The sequence below is a fragment of the Couchioplanes azureus genome, from assembly GCF_014648355.1.
Lineage (GTDB): Bacteria > Actinomycetota > Actinomycetes > Mycobacteriales > Micromonosporaceae > Actinoplanes > Actinoplanes azureus.
The window spans coordinates 78,740-93,537 of sequence record NZ_BMQY01000001.1 but is presented as its reverse complement, the minus strand read 5'-3'; the positions used below and the strand labels follow the sequence as shown (position 1 = coordinate 93,537).

The 14,798-nt window shown below is 71.8% G+C and carries 13 protein-coding genes; 7 read left to right on the top strand and 6 right to left on the bottom strand.

Annotated features, from left to right (window positions below; translation table 11 throughout):
• The first annotated feature begins 11 nt into the window (after positions 1-11).
• Genes IEY99_RS00470 through ilvC form a run of 3 tightly spaced genes read left to right on the top strand, consistent with a single transcriptional unit; the run spans position 12 to position 3,405 of the window.
• Positions 12-1,844: an acetolactate synthase large subunit gene (locus IEY99_RS00470; protein ID WP_189198675.1), complete on the top strand. Its 1,833-nt coding sequence runs from the start codon at positions 12-14 to the stop codon at positions 1,842-1,844.
• A 2-nt stretch (positions 1,845-1,846) separates the two neighbouring features.
• Positions 1,847-2,362 (top strand): acetolactate synthase small subunit, encoded by a 516-nt coding sequence (ilvN, locus tag IEY99_RS00465; protein ID WP_071805667.1) that lies wholly within the window; start codon positions 1,847-1,849, stop codon positions 2,360-2,362.
• A 29-nt stretch (positions 2,363-2,391) separates the two neighbouring features.
• Positions 2,392-3,405 (top strand): ketol-acid reductoisomerase, encoded by a 1,014-nt coding sequence (gene ilvC, locus IEY99_RS00460; protein ID WP_189198674.1) that lies wholly within the window; start codon positions 2,392-2,394, stop codon positions 3,403-3,405.
• A 34-nt stretch (positions 3,406-3,439) separates the two neighbouring features.
• Here the strand turns inward: ilvC and IEY99_RS00455 are convergent, their stop codons facing one another.
• Genes IEY99_RS00455 through IEY99_RS00445 form a run of 3 tightly spaced genes read right to left on the bottom strand, consistent with a single transcriptional unit; the run spans position 3,440 to position 6,298 of the window.
• Positions 3,440-4,201 (bottom strand): glycosyltransferase family 2 protein, encoded by a 762-nt coding sequence (locus tag IEY99_RS00455; RefSeq protein WP_189198673.1) that lies wholly within the window; start codon positions 4,199-4,201, stop codon positions 3,440-3,442.
• Positions 4,198-5,637: a hypothetical protein gene (locus tag IEY99_RS00450; protein WP_189198672.1), complete on the bottom strand. Its 1,440-nt coding sequence runs from the start codon at positions 5,635-5,637 to the stop codon at positions 4,198-4,200. Before IEY99_RS00450 ends, IEY99_RS00455 begins: the two co-directional genes overlap by 4 nt.
• Positions 5,612-6,298, bottom strand: coding sequence for a class I SAM-dependent methyltransferase (locus IEY99_RS00445; protein ID WP_189198671.1), 687 nt, complete (start codon positions 6,296-6,298; stop codon positions 5,612-5,614). Before IEY99_RS00445 ends, IEY99_RS00450 begins: the two co-directional genes overlap by 26 nt.
• Before the next feature lie 312 nt (positions 6,299-6,610).
• On the opposite strand from IEY99_RS00445, the gene serA reads away from it, so the two are divergent.
• Positions 6,611-8,212, top strand: coding sequence for a phosphoglycerate dehydrogenase (gene serA / locus IEY99_RS00440; RefSeq protein WP_189198670.1), 1,602 nt, complete (start codon positions 6,611-6,613; stop codon positions 8,210-8,212).
• Positions 8,213-8,245: 33 nt separating this feature from the next.
• On the opposite strand, the gene IEY99_RS00435 is transcribed toward serA, so the two are convergent.
• Positions 8,246-8,596: a hypothetical protein gene (locus IEY99_RS00435; RefSeq protein WP_373293294.1), complete on the bottom strand. Its 351-nt coding sequence runs from the start codon at positions 8,594-8,596 to the stop codon at positions 8,246-8,248.
• A 377-nt stretch (positions 8,597-8,973) separates the two neighbouring features.
• Here IEY99_RS00435 and IEY99_RS00430 point away from each other — a divergent pair, with 377 nt between their 5' ends.
• Positions 8,974-9,999, top strand: coding sequence for a 3-isopropylmalate dehydrogenase (locus IEY99_RS00430; protein ID WP_189200450.1), 1,026 nt, complete (start codon positions 8,974-8,976; stop codon positions 9,997-9,999).
• Between the two features lie 122 nt (positions 10,000-10,121).
• Positions 10,122-11,219, top strand: a complete 1,098-nt coding sequence (locus IEY99_RS00425; protein WP_189198668.1) for a branched-chain amino acid aminotransferase — start codon at positions 10,122-10,124, stop codon at positions 11,217-11,219.
• Between the two features lie 3 nt (positions 11,220-11,222).
• Here IEY99_RS00425 and IEY99_RS00420 read toward each other — a convergent pair whose 3' ends face one another.
• Positions 11,223-11,969 (bottom strand): tyrosine-protein phosphatase, encoded by a 747-nt coding sequence (locus IEY99_RS00420; protein WP_189198667.1) that lies wholly within the window; start codon positions 11,967-11,969, stop codon positions 11,223-11,225.
• Positions 11,970-12,192: 223 nt separating this feature from the next.
• On the opposite strand from IEY99_RS00420, the gene cimA reads away from it, so the two are divergent.
• A complete protein-coding gene (cimA, locus tag IEY99_RS00415) occupies positions 12,193-13,779 on the top strand; it encodes a citramalate synthase (protein WP_189198666.1) in 1,587 nt (528 codons plus the stop codon).
• 5 nt (positions 13,780-13,784) lie between these two features.
• On the opposite strand, the gene IEY99_RS00410 is transcribed toward cimA, so the two are convergent.
• Positions 13,785-14,783 carry an endonuclease/exonuclease/phosphatase family protein gene (locus tag IEY99_RS00410; protein WP_189198665.1) on the bottom strand — a complete coding sequence of 333 codons (999 nt, stop codon included), beginning with the start codon at positions 14,781-14,783 and terminating at the stop codon, positions 13,785-13,787.
• Positions 14,784-14,798 lie beyond the last annotated feature (15 nt).

Genomic DNA, 14,798 nt, shown 5'->3' with positions numbered 1-14,798 from the left:
TCTGAATCGCCATGACGAGACCCACGCCCGAGACCCTCGCCCACCGTGCCACCCCGGCCACCGTCGCGGCCGCCGCCGGCGCCCCGGCGGTAACCGCGGTCTCGCCGACACCCACCTCCGGGGCCGGCTCCCTCGTGCGTTCCCTCGAGGCGCTCGGCGTCGACGTGGCGTTCGGTATCCCGGGCGGTGCCATCCTGCCGGCGTACGACCCGCTCTACGACTCCAAGGTGCGGCACATCCTGGTGCGTCACGAGCAGGGCGCCGGGCACGCCGCCACGGGCTATGCGCAGGCCACCGGCAAGGTCGGGGTCTGCTTCGCCACCTCGGGCCCGGGCGCCACCAACCTGGTCACCCCGATCGCCGACGCCTACATGGACTCGGTGCCGATCGTGGCCATCACCGGCCAGGTGCCGCGTCCGGCGATCGGCACGGACGCCTTCCAGGAGGCCGACATCCAGGGCATCACGCTGCCGATCACGAAGCACAACTTCCTGGTCCAGACGGCCGAGGAGATCCCGCGGATCCTGGCGGAGGCCTTCCACCTGGCGTCGACCGGCCGGCCCGGCCCGGTCCTGGTGGACATCCCCAAGGACGTGCTCCAGGCGCAGACCACGTTCTCCTGGCCGCCCACGCTGGACCTGCCCGGCTACCGCCCGACGCTGCACCCGCACGGCAAGCAGATCCGGGAGGCGGCCCGGCTGATCGCCGCGGCCAAGCGCCCGGTCCTGTACGTGGGCGGCGGCGTGCTCAAGGCCGGCGCCACCGACGGGCTGCGCAAGCTCGCCGAGCTGACCGGGATCCCGGTGGTCACCACGCTGATGGCGCTCGGCGCGTTCCCGGACTCGCACCCGCAGCACCTGGGCATGCCCGGCATGCACGGCACGGTCCCCGCCGTGTACGCGCTGCAGAAGGCCGACCTGCTGGTGACCCTCGGCGCCCGCTTCGACGACCGGGTGACCGGCAAGCTGGACTCCTTCGCCCCGGACGCCAAGGTCGTGCACGCCGACATCGACCCGGCCGAGATCGGCAAGAACCGGCACGCGGACGTCCCGATCGTGGGCGACGCCCGGCACGTGATCGATGAGCTGATCGCGGCGGTCTCCGGCACGGCCGCCGGCGCGTCCGCGTACGAGCCGTGGTGGGCCCTGCTCAACGACCTGCGCAAGCGCTACCCGCTGGGCTACGACGAGCCCACCGACGGCACCCTCGCCCCGCAGTACGTGATCGAGCGCCTCGGCGAGCTGGTCGGCCCGGACGCGATCTACGTGGCGGGCGTCGGCCAGCACCAGATGTGGGCCTCTCAGTTCATCAAGTACGAGAAGCCGGCCACCTGGCTCAACTCCGGCGGCGCCGGCACCATGGGCTACGCGGTCCCGGCGGCGATGGGCGCGAAGGTCGGCAAGCCCGAGCTGCAGGTCTGGGCGGTCGACGGGGACGGCTGCTTCCAGATGACCAACCAGGAGCTGGCGACCTGCGCCCTCGAGGGCATCCCGATCAAGGTCGCGCTGATCAACAACGGCAACCTCGGCATGGTCCGGCAGTGGCAGACGCTGTTCTACGAGGGCCGCTACTCCAACACCGAGCTGGGCACCCACAAGCACCGCATCCCCGACTTCGTGAAGCTCGCCGAGGCGCTGGGCTGCGTCGGCCTGCGGTGCGAGACGAAGGCCGAGGTGGACGCCACCATCAAGGCCGCCATGGAGATCGACGACCGCCCGGTGGTCATCGACTTCACCGTCGGCAAGGACGCCATGGTGTGGCCCATGGTCGCGGCCGGCACCAGCAACGACGAGATCATGTTCGCCCGGGACGTGCGCCCCAACTTCGACGAGGACGACCTGTGACCATGAACAAGCACACGCTCTCCGTGCTGGTCGAGAACAAGCCCGGCGTCCTCGCCCGGGTGAGCGGCCTCTTCTCGCGGCGGGGATTCAACATCGACTCTCTGGCGGTGGGCGAGACGGAGAACCCGGACGTCTCCCGCATCACGATCGTGGTCAACGCCGACTCCTCACCCCTGGAGCAGGTGACCAAGCAGCTCAACAAGCTGGTGAACGTCCTGAAGATCGTCGAGCTGGACCCGCAGCAGTCGGTCCAGCGCGAGCTCCTGCTCGTCAAGGTGCGCGCCGACCGTGCGGTGCGCGGGCAGGTGCTCGAAACGGTCGAGCTCTTCAGGGCGAAGGTGATCGACGTGGCGCCGGACACCCTCACGATCGAGGCGACCGGCAACCCCGACAAACTGGACGCGCTGCTGCGTGACCTCGAACCGTTCGGCATCAAGGAGATGGTGCAGTCCGGCCTCGTGGCCATCGGCCGCGGCTCGCGTTCCATCACCACCGGCCCGGCGCTGCGCGCCGCCTGAACTTCCAGATTTACCGAGAGGGAAAAGCAATGACCGCCGAAACGTTCTACGACGACGACGCCGACCTGTCCATCATTCAGGGCCGCAAGGTCGCCGTCATCGGGTACGGCAGCCAGGGCCACGCGCACTCGCTGTCGCTGCGCGACTCGGGCGTCGACGTGGTGGTCGGCCTGCAGGAGGGCTCCAAGAGCCGGGCCAAGGCCGAGGAGCAGGGGCTGCGGGTGGCCACGCCGGCCGAGGCGTCCGCCTGGGCCGACGTGATCATGGTGCTGGCGCCGGACACCGCGCAGCGCAAGATCTATGCCGAGTCGATCGAGCCGAACCTGACCGCCGGCAAGGCGCTCTTCTTCGGCCACGGGCTCAACATCCGCTTCGAGCTGATCAAGCCTCCGGCGAATGTGGACGTCGCGATGGTGGCCCCGAAGGGCCCCGGTCACCTGGTCCGCCGCCAGTACGTCGACGGCAAGGGCGTGCCGGCGCTGATCGCGGTCGAGCAGGACGCCACCGGTGGCGCGCAGGCGCTGGCCCTGTCGTACGCGAAGGCGATCGGCGGCACCCGCGCCGGCGTCATCAAGACCACGTTCAAGGAGGAGACGGAGACCGACCTCTTCGGCGAGCAGGCCGTGCTCTGCGGCGGCACGGCCGCGCTGGTGCAGACCGGCTTCGAGGTGCTCACCGAGGCCGGGTACGCGCCCGAGATCGCGTACTTCGAGTGCCTGCACGAGCTCAAGCTGATCGTCGACCTCATGTACGAGGGCGGCATCTCCCGCATGCGCTACAGCGTCTCCGACACCGCGGAGTTCGGCGACTACGTCAGCGGCCCGCGCGTGATCAACGCGTCGGTCAAGGAGGAGATGAAGAAGATCCTCGCCGAGATCCAGTCGGGGGAGTTCACCCGGACGCTGATCGCGGACGACGAGGCCGGCGGCCAGCGCCTGCAGCAGTTCCGCAAGGAGGGCGCCGAGCACCCGATCGAGGTCACCGGCAAGAAGCTGCGCGACATGATGAGCTGGGTCAACCGGCCGATCACCGAGACGGCCTGACCCGTTCCGGGGCGGCCGGTCCGGCCGCCCCGGCCTATTCCTCGCGCAGCTCCAGCAGGCGGCGCATCAGCGCGGCGCGCTCGAAGGTGTGTCCCTGCACCCGGCTCTTGATCGCCTGGTAGTACGCCGTCTGCGTCATCTGCCCCGGGTGGATCAGATAGCGGTACACCGGCACGTCCTCGTACCAGCAGGGGAACAGCGCCTCGGCCGAGATGAACGGGTGCGTGTCGATCGATCGCGGCAGCGCGCCGTATCCGCCGACCGCGACCAGGTGCGTACGCCGCCACAGCACCGCGCCGACGTGCACCGCGAACCTGCCCGTGGCCTGGAACTGCGCGCCGATCGTCCCGGCCGGGATCTCGCCGGGCTCCGGCCACGACTTGAACACCTCGGCCGTCGCGGGATCGGGCGGCGTGGCCGGATCGTGCATCAGATCGGTGCGCCCCCACACCCCGAGGCACTGCGGCTGCTTCTCGGCCACCGCCAGCAGCGTGGCGATCCCGCCGGGATAGAGCAGGTCGTCGTCGTCCACACAGAGCACGTACGGCGCGCAGCTGCGGATCAGGGCGAGATTGCGGGTGGTCCCCGAGCCCAGCGGCTTCGGGTTGCGTTCCAGCTCGACCCGTGGATCGCGCAGCCAGCCGTCGCGGTCGGCCGCCGGGGGATCCCAGCCGATCGCGTCGCCGTCCAGTTGCACACACCACGTCCAGTCGAGGTCCTGTGCGCACAGCGACGCGTGCAGGCCCCGGAGCAGCTCCGGCCGGGTGGCTCCGGTGAGGAAAGCGACAGCCGTCATCTAGTCCATCCCAAGGTGATCAGCAGAACGGTGGTCAGCACCAGCGCGAAGAATCCGGCCACCAGGATCAGCACCGCGACCATGCGCCTGCGGGAGGCCATCGCGCGCAGGGTCGAGAAGGTGGACAGCGCGCCGACGGCGGCGTACGCGGCCATGGCGACCAGCCCGAACGAACCGCCCATGCCGGGCAGGCCCGTGACCTCCGCGCCGTAGAGGCTGAGCACCAGGCCGGGGACGAGCACCAGCGCGGCGACCAGACCGGCGGCGTTCTGGAAACCCTGGGTCCGTTCCGAGGTCTCCCGGTCCAGTTGCAGCCGGGCGCCGCCGGCCGCGCTGGACAGCAGCGTCCACCCCTCGCGCAGGCTGCCGTTGAGCTGCTCCAGCCGGGCCCCCACCCGGTCGGTGCGGCGCTGCACCTCGAGCCGCAGCGACGTCACCGACTCCTCGATCGGGGCGACCTCGGGCTGCGGCAGCCAGCCCAGCCGAGCGCGCCGGGCCATGTCCCGGTTGATCCGGCGCAGCATCCCCAGCAGTTGATGCGTCTCGTCCAGCTCGGCGCCGAGGTGGCGGGCGTCCAGATGGGCCTCGAAGGCGCCGTCCCGGGCGAGCGCGAAGAACCGCCGTTCCCAGCGCTCCACCCGCTGGGTCAGCTGCCATTCGGTCCAGTCGTGGTGCTGCATGACGTCCTGCACCAGCCGACCGGCCTCGGCCGTACCGTCGGTGCCGGCGACGGCGGTGAGCTGGCCATGGCGCCGCCGGCATTCCGGCAGCGGGACCAGATACCGCTTTCCGGGCGGCAGCGGCTCGTTCGGGTTCCAGTCGTGCTCCTCCGCGATCGGGTGCCACACCATCAGGGTGCCGGCGCGGCCGTGGACCACGCGGACCGCCCGCAGGCACCACGGCGTGCGGTGCTCCATCATCTTGGGCGCCAGCGACGTGAGCAGCCACATGTCGGCGGCGTCCCAGCCGCGCTCGCGGAGCCGCTCGGACACGGGCGGCCGGTCCGAGGAGTTGTCCGGCGCGGGTGGGCGCAACACCAGGTCGGTGAGCTCGGTCCCGTCCTCGCCCCAGGCCCATCCGGCGAGCATGCGGACGACGCGCCGCTGCTCCTCGGCCGCGCCGGGCACGGTGCCGTGGCGCGGTCCGCGGTGCGGTTCGAGGTCGATCTCCATCCGGACCGGACCGACGGTGGACAGCTGCACCTCGTGCAGGCCCGCGGTCTCCCCGACGGTCGAGAGCGTCCCCAGGGCCGGATGGTCGAGGTACGCCGACTCGGCGAAGACGGCCTTCTCCATGGTGAGCCGCGATCCGCACGTCCATCGTCGTACCTGCGCGGACGGCGGGGTGACCTGGATGTCGAAGTGCAGGCACGGGTCCGGGGCGACCGAGCCGCCCGGCGGGAAGGCGGACTCAGAGCGTTGGTGCAAATCCACCATCGGTACTCCCCATGCCGAGGCCGAGGCGCTCCACGATGGTGAACGGGATGCCGAGCTGGCTCTCCCACATCGCCAGCGTCTCCCGTTCCGGCTCCCTGTCGGCGTCGTCGAGGTAGACGGAGAAGGAGGCGGCCAGTTTGTGCCGCAGGACGCGCACCGCCGGCTCGCGCACCAGCACGTGGCCGAGGTCGCCGGCGGGTGGACCGTCCACGACGAGCAGGTCGATGCCGTGCGGGGTGGCGGCCTGCAGGGCGTCCAGGTCGTACCAGCGCCGGGGAGCGCGACGGCTTCCGGCCGGGGTTTCCTGCGCCGGCAGCGCGGTCAGTGGCACGTGCCGGACGACGGCCCGCTCGTGCAGACCGGCGGCGTGCAGCTGCCGGTCGAGGGCGGCGGCGAAGGCGGCGTCGTGCTCGACGCTGACCAGGCTGCCCCCGGTCAGCGCCAGGGCCCGGGCGAGCACCATCGTGGACGATCCGGCGCCCAGCTCGACCACCGTCCGCCGGTCGCGCAGCAGCACGTCGTTGACCACGCTCGCCAGCGCGGCGGGCCGCATGGACCAGGAGGTCCACGGCACGTACCGCGGCATCAGCGGCTGCAGTGCCTGCATGGCGAGCAGATCACCCAGCGACCACTTCTCGGGCGTGGCGCGAGTCTCGGGCAACGGCTTCCCATCGAAGAGTGAGGTAACTGTCGGCAGAGCGTAACCGAGCGGCGCGCCGTGCGCCGTCGGCCGAGGGGACGCCGGCGGCGGGCGATCATGCGAGGTGGAGATGGGCCATTGCCCTGATGGTGTCCGTCATGTGGCTGGCCACTCAGCGCGGTGGGAGCGGAAGTTCTCCACCGGCGGGGGCCGGACCTGGGAGTCGAACTGGGTCATGGAGTACACCACGATGTGATGCCAGTCACATCGAAGGGCGTGACCGGGCCGCGCGGTGTCCACATACGATCGCGGAAGGTCCGCGAATGGAGACTCATGACTCCCGTCGTCCTGATCGCTGAGGAACTCGCCCCCGCCGCCCTCGACGTGCTGGCCCACGACTTCGACGTACGCCAGGTCGACGGCACCGACCGGGCCGTGCTGCTCGGCGCGCTGGCCGACGCCGACGCCGTGGTCGTGCGCAGCGCGACGCGGATCGACGCCGAGGCCATCGCCGCCGCGCCGCGGCTCAAGGTCGTCGCGCGGGCCGGGGTCGGCCTGGACAACGTGGACGTGCCCGCGGCCACCGCGCGCGGCGTCATGGTGGTCAACGCGCCGACCTCGAACATCGTCTCGGCCGCCGAGCAGGCGATCGCGCTGCTGCTGGCCGTCGCGCGCCACACCGTCGCCGCCGGGACGGCGCTCAAGCGGGGCGAGTGGCAGCGGGCCCGGTTCACCGGTGTCGAGGTGCAGGGCAAGACCGTCGGGGTGGTCGGGCTGGGTCGCATCGGCGTGCTGTTCGCGCAGCGCATGGCCGCCTTCGGGGCGCGGCTGATCGCGTACGACCCGTACGTCCAGCCGGCCCGCGCCGCGCAGCTCGGCGTGCACCTGGTCGCGCTCGACGAGCTGCTGCGGGAGAGCGACTTCATCTCGGTGCACCTGCCCCGTACGCCGGAGACCGTGGGTCTGATCGGCGAGAAGGAGCTGGCGATCGTCAAGCCGGGCGTACGCATCGTCAACGCCGCCCGCGGAGGCCTCGTCGACGAGCGCGCCCTGGCCGACGCCCTGGCCGAGGGCCGGGTGGCCGGCGCCGGGCTGGACGTGTTCGCGACCGAGCCGACCACGTCCTCGCCGCTGTTCGCCTTCGACAACGTCGTGGTCACGCCGCACCTCGGTGCGTCGACGGCCGAGGCGCAGGACAAGGCGGGCCTCTCGGTGGCGCGCAGCGTCAAGCTGGCGTTGCAGGGCGAGTTCGTGCCGGATGCGGTCAACGTGCAGGCGGGCGGGGTCGTCGACGAGGACGTACGGCCGCTGCTCGGTCTCGCCGAGCGGCTGGGCAAGGTCTTCACCGCGGTGGCCGGCGGCGTGGCGGCGAGCGTGGCGGTCGAGGTGCGTGGCGAGATCGTCTCGCACGACGTCACGGTGCTCAAGCTCGCCGCGACCAAGGGGCTGTTCGCGTCGGTGGTCGAGGAGCAGGTCACCTACGTCAACGCCCCGCAGCTCGCGGCCGACCGCGGCGTCGACGTCGAACTGGTCGTCTCCGGCGAGGACCCCGAGCACCACAACCTGGTCACCGTACGCGGCGCGCTGCCGGACGGCCGTCGCGTGACCGTCTCGGGCACGCTCGTGACGACCGGAGGCCGCGAGGCCCGCAAGCTGACCCGGGTGGACGAGTTCGACCTGGAGCTCGACGCCGGCGGGGTCCTGCTCTTCTTCCGCTACGCGGATCGCCCGGGCATCGTCGGCGCGATCGGCACGATCCTCGGCGAGGCCGGTGTCAACATCGCGGCCATGCAGGTGGCACGCCGGGAGGCCGGCGGCGAGGCGCTGATGGCGCTGACGGTGGACTCGTCGGTGGACCTGGAACTGCTGTCCACGGTGGCCACGGCCATCGGGTCCGCCCGCGGCCACATCGCGGACCTGCGGGACGAGGACTGACGGCGGCGGCCGGCCGGCACGGCCGGTGGGCGGTCAGCGGGACGCGGCCGCCCGGGCCTTCACCGGCGGCGGGTAGACCGTGCCGTCCTGCAGGTCGAGCAGGTCGAGGTTGAGCTCGCCGGCGAGGCGCTCGATCCGCTCCAGGACCTCGTCCGGGCAGTGCTCGTCCAGGCGCATCTGGATGTGGTCCGCGGCGGCGTGCAGCGGCGCGCTCGCCCACGGCGAGCCGTCCAGGGTCGCCCGTGGGCCACGGTCGGGATAATCGCTGGTCAGCGCGTCATAGAAGGCGACGACGCGGGGGTCGGCGGGGCGTTGCGGGTGCTCGCCGCGCGCGCACCGCTCGTTGGCGGCACGCACGTCGTCCGGCATGTCCGCGTTGTCCATGGCCCACACCACGAGGTCGAAACTCACCGGCGCATGGTGCCATACCGGTGGGCGTTCGATCCCGATGTCGGGGCGACACGCGGGGGATGCGTCTTGCGCGACATTAGTCCGCATCGCTACCGTTGGTCCTTGCCGCGCGGGCGTCGCGGGCGTGTCTTCGGGTGACATGCCGGTGGCCGTTCCGCGCGGTAGTGCACCCGGCGGGCGCGAGCCACGCGTTTTCGTCGTGACAGCCCCCGCGATCGTTGCCGCGATCGGCGGGGGCTGTTCGCGCCGGGCCCCGCTCATCCACATCCTGGGAGTTGCGTACCGGAGATCGGGACGGCCGGTTAGGCTCGGCCCCGGTTCGTCGGTCGGATGAGGGAGTTGACGTGGCGGTGGCGCGGATCGCGGTGGTGGCCGGGGACGGCATCGGGACCGAGGTGACCGCGCAGGCCCGCAAGGTGATCGAGGCCGTCCTCCCCGGCGTCGCATACCAGGAGTACGACCTCGGCGCCCGCCTCTACCACCGCACGGGCGAGGTCCTGCCGGCGTCGGTGCGCGACGAGCTGGCCGGCCACGACGCCATCCTGCTCGGCGCGATCGGCGACCCCAGCGTGCCGCCGGGCGTGCTCGAGCGCGGCCTGCTGCTCCGGCTCCGCTTCGACTTCGACCAGTACGTCAACCTGCGCCCGTCGCGGCTGTGGCCGGGCACCACCAGCCCGCTCGCCGGCGTCAAGCCCGGTGAGATCGACATGGTGGTGGTCCGCGAGGGCACCGAGGGCCTCTACGTCGGCGCCGGCGGCGTCCTGCACCGGGACACCCCCGCCGAGATCGCCACCGAGGAGAGCCTGAACACCCGGCACGGCGTCGAGCGGGTCGTCCGGGACGCGTTCGCCCGGGCGCAGCGCCGCGAGCGCCGCCATCTCACGCTCGTCCACAAGACCAACGTGCTGACCCACGCCGGCGGGCTGTGGGCCCGCACGTTCCAGGCGGTGGCCGCCGAGTTCCCCGGCGTCACGACGGAATACCAGCACATCGACGCCGCGAGCATGTTCATGGTGAGCAATCCGCAGCGCTACGACGTCATCGTGACCGACAACCTCTTCGGCGACATCCTCACCGACGTCGCCGCCGCGGTGACCGGCGGCATCGGCATGGCCGCCAGCGGCTCGGTCAACCCCGAGCGCGCGTTCCCGTCGACCTTCGAGCCGGTGCACGGCTCGGCGCCCGACATCGCCGGCCAGGGCATCGCCGACCCGGCCGCCGCCATCCTCTCCGCCGCCCTGCTGCTCGACCATCTCGGCCACGCGGACGCGGCCCGCCGGGTGTCCGAGGCGGTCGCGGCCGAGGTGGCCGGCCGGGTGCCGGGAGCGCCGCTGCGCACCGACGAGGTCGGCGACCGGGTCGCCGCGGCCGTCTGACCCCTGCGGCGCTCTCTCCGCGCGTGGTCGGCTTTAACGGCCGTTCGGGGTAAGTTCATCGGAGCACTGCGGGTGCTGCCTCATGTCCACCCCTTTCCGTGAGAGAAAGCAGGTCAACCCCCATGAGCGGTGGTGACAACCTCGACTTCGAGATCCGTCCCAACCCGGCGCCCGTCAGCGACGCGGAGCGCGCGACCCTGCTGGCCAACCCGGGCTTCGGCCGCATCTTCACCGACCACATGGTCACCGTGCGTTACGCGGAGGGCAAGGGCTGGTACGAGCCCCGCGTCGAGGCCCGCGCGCCGATCCCGATGGATCCGGCGTCGGCCGTGCTGCACTACGCGCAGGAGATCTTCGAGGGGCTGAAGGCGTACACGACGCCCGACGGCGGCGTCACGCTGTTCCGGCCCGATGCCAACGCCGCGCGGTTCGCCCAGTCGGCGCAGCGCATGGCGATGCCGCAACTGCCGCAGGCCATGTTCCTCGAGTCGCTGCGGCAGATCATCAGCATCGACCGGAAGTGGATCCCGCAGAGCGACGAGGGCAGCCTCTACCTGCGCCCGTTCGCGTACGCCAGCGAGGTCTTCCTGGGCGTGCGCCCGGCGATGGAGTACCTCTACCTCGTCATCGCCTCCCCGGTGGGCGCCTACTTCAGCGGCGGCGTCAAGCCGGTGACGGTGTGGGCCACGCCCGACTACACCCGGGCGGCCCCGGGGGGCACCGGCGCCGCGAAGTGCGGCGGCAACTACGCCGCCGGGCTCTCCGCGCAGGCCGAGGCGATCGAGCACGGCTGCGACCAGGTCGTCTACCTGGACGCCGTCGAGCGCAAGTACGTCGACGAGCTCGGCGGCATGAACGTCGTCTTCGTGATGGACGACGGTTCCCTGGTGACCCCGCCGCTGGGCGGCACGATCCTGCCCGGCATCACCCGCGACTCGGTCCTGAAGCTCGCCGCCCACGCCGGCCGCGCGGTGCACGAGCGGCCGGTCAGCATCGACGAGTGGCGCGAGGGCGCCGCCTCCGGACGGATCCGCGAGGCGTTCGCCTGCGGCACCGCCGCCGTGATCACGCCGATCGGCACCATCCGGTCACCGGAGGGCGAGTTCAGCGTCGCCGACGGCGGCCCGGGCGAGGTCACGATGGCGCTGCGCCAGCAGTTGTCGGACATCCAGCGCGGCCGCGCCGAGGACCCGTTCGGCTGGGTCCACAAGGTGCTCTGATCCTCAGGAAGGCGCCAGCAGGTGGTCGCGCATGGCGGCCACCTGTTCGGCGCTGACGCCGATCTCCCGGACGAACTTCTCCACCGAGCCGTGGCGCTCCCGCAGGTCGCCGAGGAACATGTGCATGGCGTCCTGCGGGCAGTCGAACATGTGGTACTTGTCCTGCACCATGTCCGGCCTGGTCCGCATCAGGTACTCGGTCAGCGAGGCCATCGCCACCTCGGTCAGCGCGTAGTCCTCCGCGATGGTGTCGTCCGGGACGCCCAGCAGCGCCAGCGTCAGGGCGCAGACCACCCCGGTACGGTCCTTGCCGGCCATGCAGTGCACCACCACCGGCGCCGCGGCCGGGTCGGCGATCAGCGTGAGCGCCGCGGCCAGGCCCTCCCGGCCGTCCTCCGTGAAGTTCAGGTAGCGGTCGGCGAGCCAGCGCTCGTGCGACATGCCCTCCGGGTGCGGCACCGAGTCCCAGTCCACGTGCTCGATCACCGGGTTGTGGTAGGCCAGGCCGTCGTCGTCCGGCACGCGGCCGTGCTCCTCGATCTCGAAGAGGCGGCGCAGGTCGATGACGGTCTTGACGCCGAGCCGGCCGAACGCGGCCAGGTCGTCGCCCTTCAGCCGGTGCAGGGAGTCGGCGCGGAACAGGCGCCGCCAGCGGACCGTTCTGCCGTCGAGGCCGGCGTACCCGCCGACGTCACGAAAGTTGTAGCTGGCGGAGAAGGACAAGGTCCGGGGGTACGGATCGACGGTCACCCCTCCAACCTACGTCACCCGCCGAGGCGACAAGTGTCCCGGATGCTGGACTTCGGCCCCGCAGTAGTGGGAATCGGTGGCATGCTTCGGTACGTGACCCACCTTCCCGTGCTGATTATTCGCACCTAGCGCGCCGGCTGACGCATCGCCGACGCGCAGACCTCCCGCATCCGCGGGGGGTCTTTTTGTTGGGTCGACCCGTCCTGCGGAAAGGAAGCTCACGATGACCTACCAGGTGTTCGACACCACGCTGCGCGACGGCGGGCAGCGCGAGGGCATCAGCTACTCGGTCGCCGACAAGCTCGCCGTGGCGCGGCTGCTGGACGAGTTCGGGGTCGGCTTCATCGAGGGCGGCTGGCCCGGTGCCATGCCCAAGGACACGGAGTTCTTCCGCCGGGCGCGTACCGAGCTGGACCTGCGGCACGCGGTGCTGGTCGCGTTCGGCGCGACCCGCAAGGCGGGCGTGGACGTGGCCGCGGACCCGCAGGTGCAGGCCCTGCTCGACGCCGAGACGCCGGTGGTCTGCGTGGTCGCCAAGTCCGACATCCGGCACGTGGAGCGGGCGCTGCGCACCACCGGCGAGGAGAACCTGGCGATGGTCCGCGACACCGTCGCCCACCTGGTCGCCAACGGCCGCCGCGCCTTCGTCGACTGCGAGCACTTCTTCGACGGCTTCCGGTTCGACCCGGCGTATGCGTCGAGTGTCGTGACGGCGGCGATCGAGGCGGGCGCCGAGCGGGTCGTCATGTGCGACACCAACGGCGGCATGCTCCCCTCGATGGTCACCGCCGCGATCCACGCCGTGGTCGAGCGGACCGGCGTCCCCGCCGACCGGCTCGGCATCCACTGCCAGAACGACACCTCCTGCGCGGTGGCGAACACCGTCGCCGCCGTCGAGGCGGGCGTACGCCACTTCCAGTGCACGGCCAACGGCTACGGCGAGCGGCCCGGCAACGCCGACCTCTTCGCCGTCGTCAGCAACCTGCAACTCAAGCTGGGGCTGAAGGTCCTACCGGACGGATGCCTCGAGAAGGCGACGCGGGTCTCCACCGCGCTCGCCGAGATCGCCAACATCGCCCCCGACACCCACCAGGCCTACGTCGGGGCCGCGGCCTTCGCCCACAAGGCGGGACTGCACGCGAGCGCGATCAAGGTGGATCCGCTGCTCTACAACCACGTCGACCCGGCGGTGGTGGGCAACGACATGCGGATCCTGGTGACGGAGATGGCCGGCCGGGCCAGCATCGAGCTCAAGAGCCGTGAGCTCGGGCTGGACCTGGCCGGCCACCCGGACACCCTCACGGAGGTGACCCGCCGCGTCAAGGACCTGGAGGCCGGCGGCTGGTCCTTCGAGGCCGCGGACGCGTCCTTCGAGCTCCTGGTCCGCGACGCCCTGCCGGGCGCGGCCCTCGCCCGGCCGTTCGCCCTGGAGTCCTACCGGGTGCAGGTCGAGCACCGCGAGGACGGCGCGGTGGTCTCGGAGGCCACCGTCAAGGTCCGGGTACGCGGCGAGCGCGTGATCGCCACCGCGGAGGGCAACGGCCCGGTCAACGCCCTCGACGAGGCGCTCCGCACGGCGTTGTCGAAGCACTACCCGGAACTGGAGAACTTCGAGCTGGCCGACTACAAGGTCCGCATCCTGGAGGGCTCGCACGGCACCAACGCCATCACCCGCGTGCTGGTCGAGACCAGCGACGGCGGCCGCGACTGGACCACGGTGGGCGTGCACGAGAACGTGGTCGAGGCGAGCTGGAAGGCCCTCACCGACGCCCTCACGTACGGCCTGGCCCGCGCCACCGCGCGCGCCTGAGCGCCTCAGGCCGCGGGGAGGACCACCTCGGCGATGATCGAGCGGTGGTCGGTGCCGCGGATGTCGTGCACCTCGGCGTCCGCGACGCCGAGGCGGTTGTCGACCAGGACGTGGTCGATGGTGACCGGGGGGATCGCGTCGCCGTCGTACGGGCCCCAGGTGCCGGTCAGGCCGTCGCCCGTGGCGTCCGCGGCGTCCCGGTAGCCGCTGTCGATCAGCGCTCGCATCGGCTGGTGGTCGAGCGTCGCGTTGAAGTCGCCGAGCAGGATGCGCGGCAGGCCCTTCGGGTCGGCGCGGGGCTCGGCCTCCAGGTCGGCGCGCCAGCGGTCGACGACGTCCACCGAGAAGGGCGCCAGGGGGTGGGCCGACTCGACCGTCAGCGGGCCGGCACCGGGCGGCTGGATGGTGCCGTACGCCTGGTGGAAGAAGCCGCCGTTGACGCGGACCCCGGGGTTCGTGATCGGGTAGCGGGAGTAGAGCCCGGAGCCGCCCGCGCCGTATTCCGCGCCCAGCGACGAGTACGGCAGCAGCTGACCCAGCCCGGCCTCGGCGAGCCGGGTCTGCGCGGCCGGGGTGAACTCCTGCACCGCGAGCACCGCCACGTCGTTGTCCCGGACGAGCTGCACGATCTGGGCCGGGTCCGCGCCGCCGAAGAGCATGTTCGACGTCATGACGTGCAGCTTCACCCCGGTCTGCGGGCCGCGGTCGCCGTCGGCGAGGGCGCGGGGGAGCACGGTCACGGCGAACAGCGCGAAGGTCACCGCCGCCACGGCCGCGGCCACCCACCGGCGGGTGGCGAGCGCGGCGACCAGCGGCACGGCGGACCACGCCGCCACGTACGGCGTGAAGGCGAAGAGCTGGACCAGCGGACCCCGCTCCCAGCCGCCCAGCCGCAGCACGACCCAGACGGCGCCCGGCAGCACCAGCAGCCACAGCAGCACCAGCCAGGCGGTCCTGCGGGTCCGGGCCGGCTTCTCGACGGGCGCCGAGGTCGTGATGGTCATGGCCGCGACGGTATC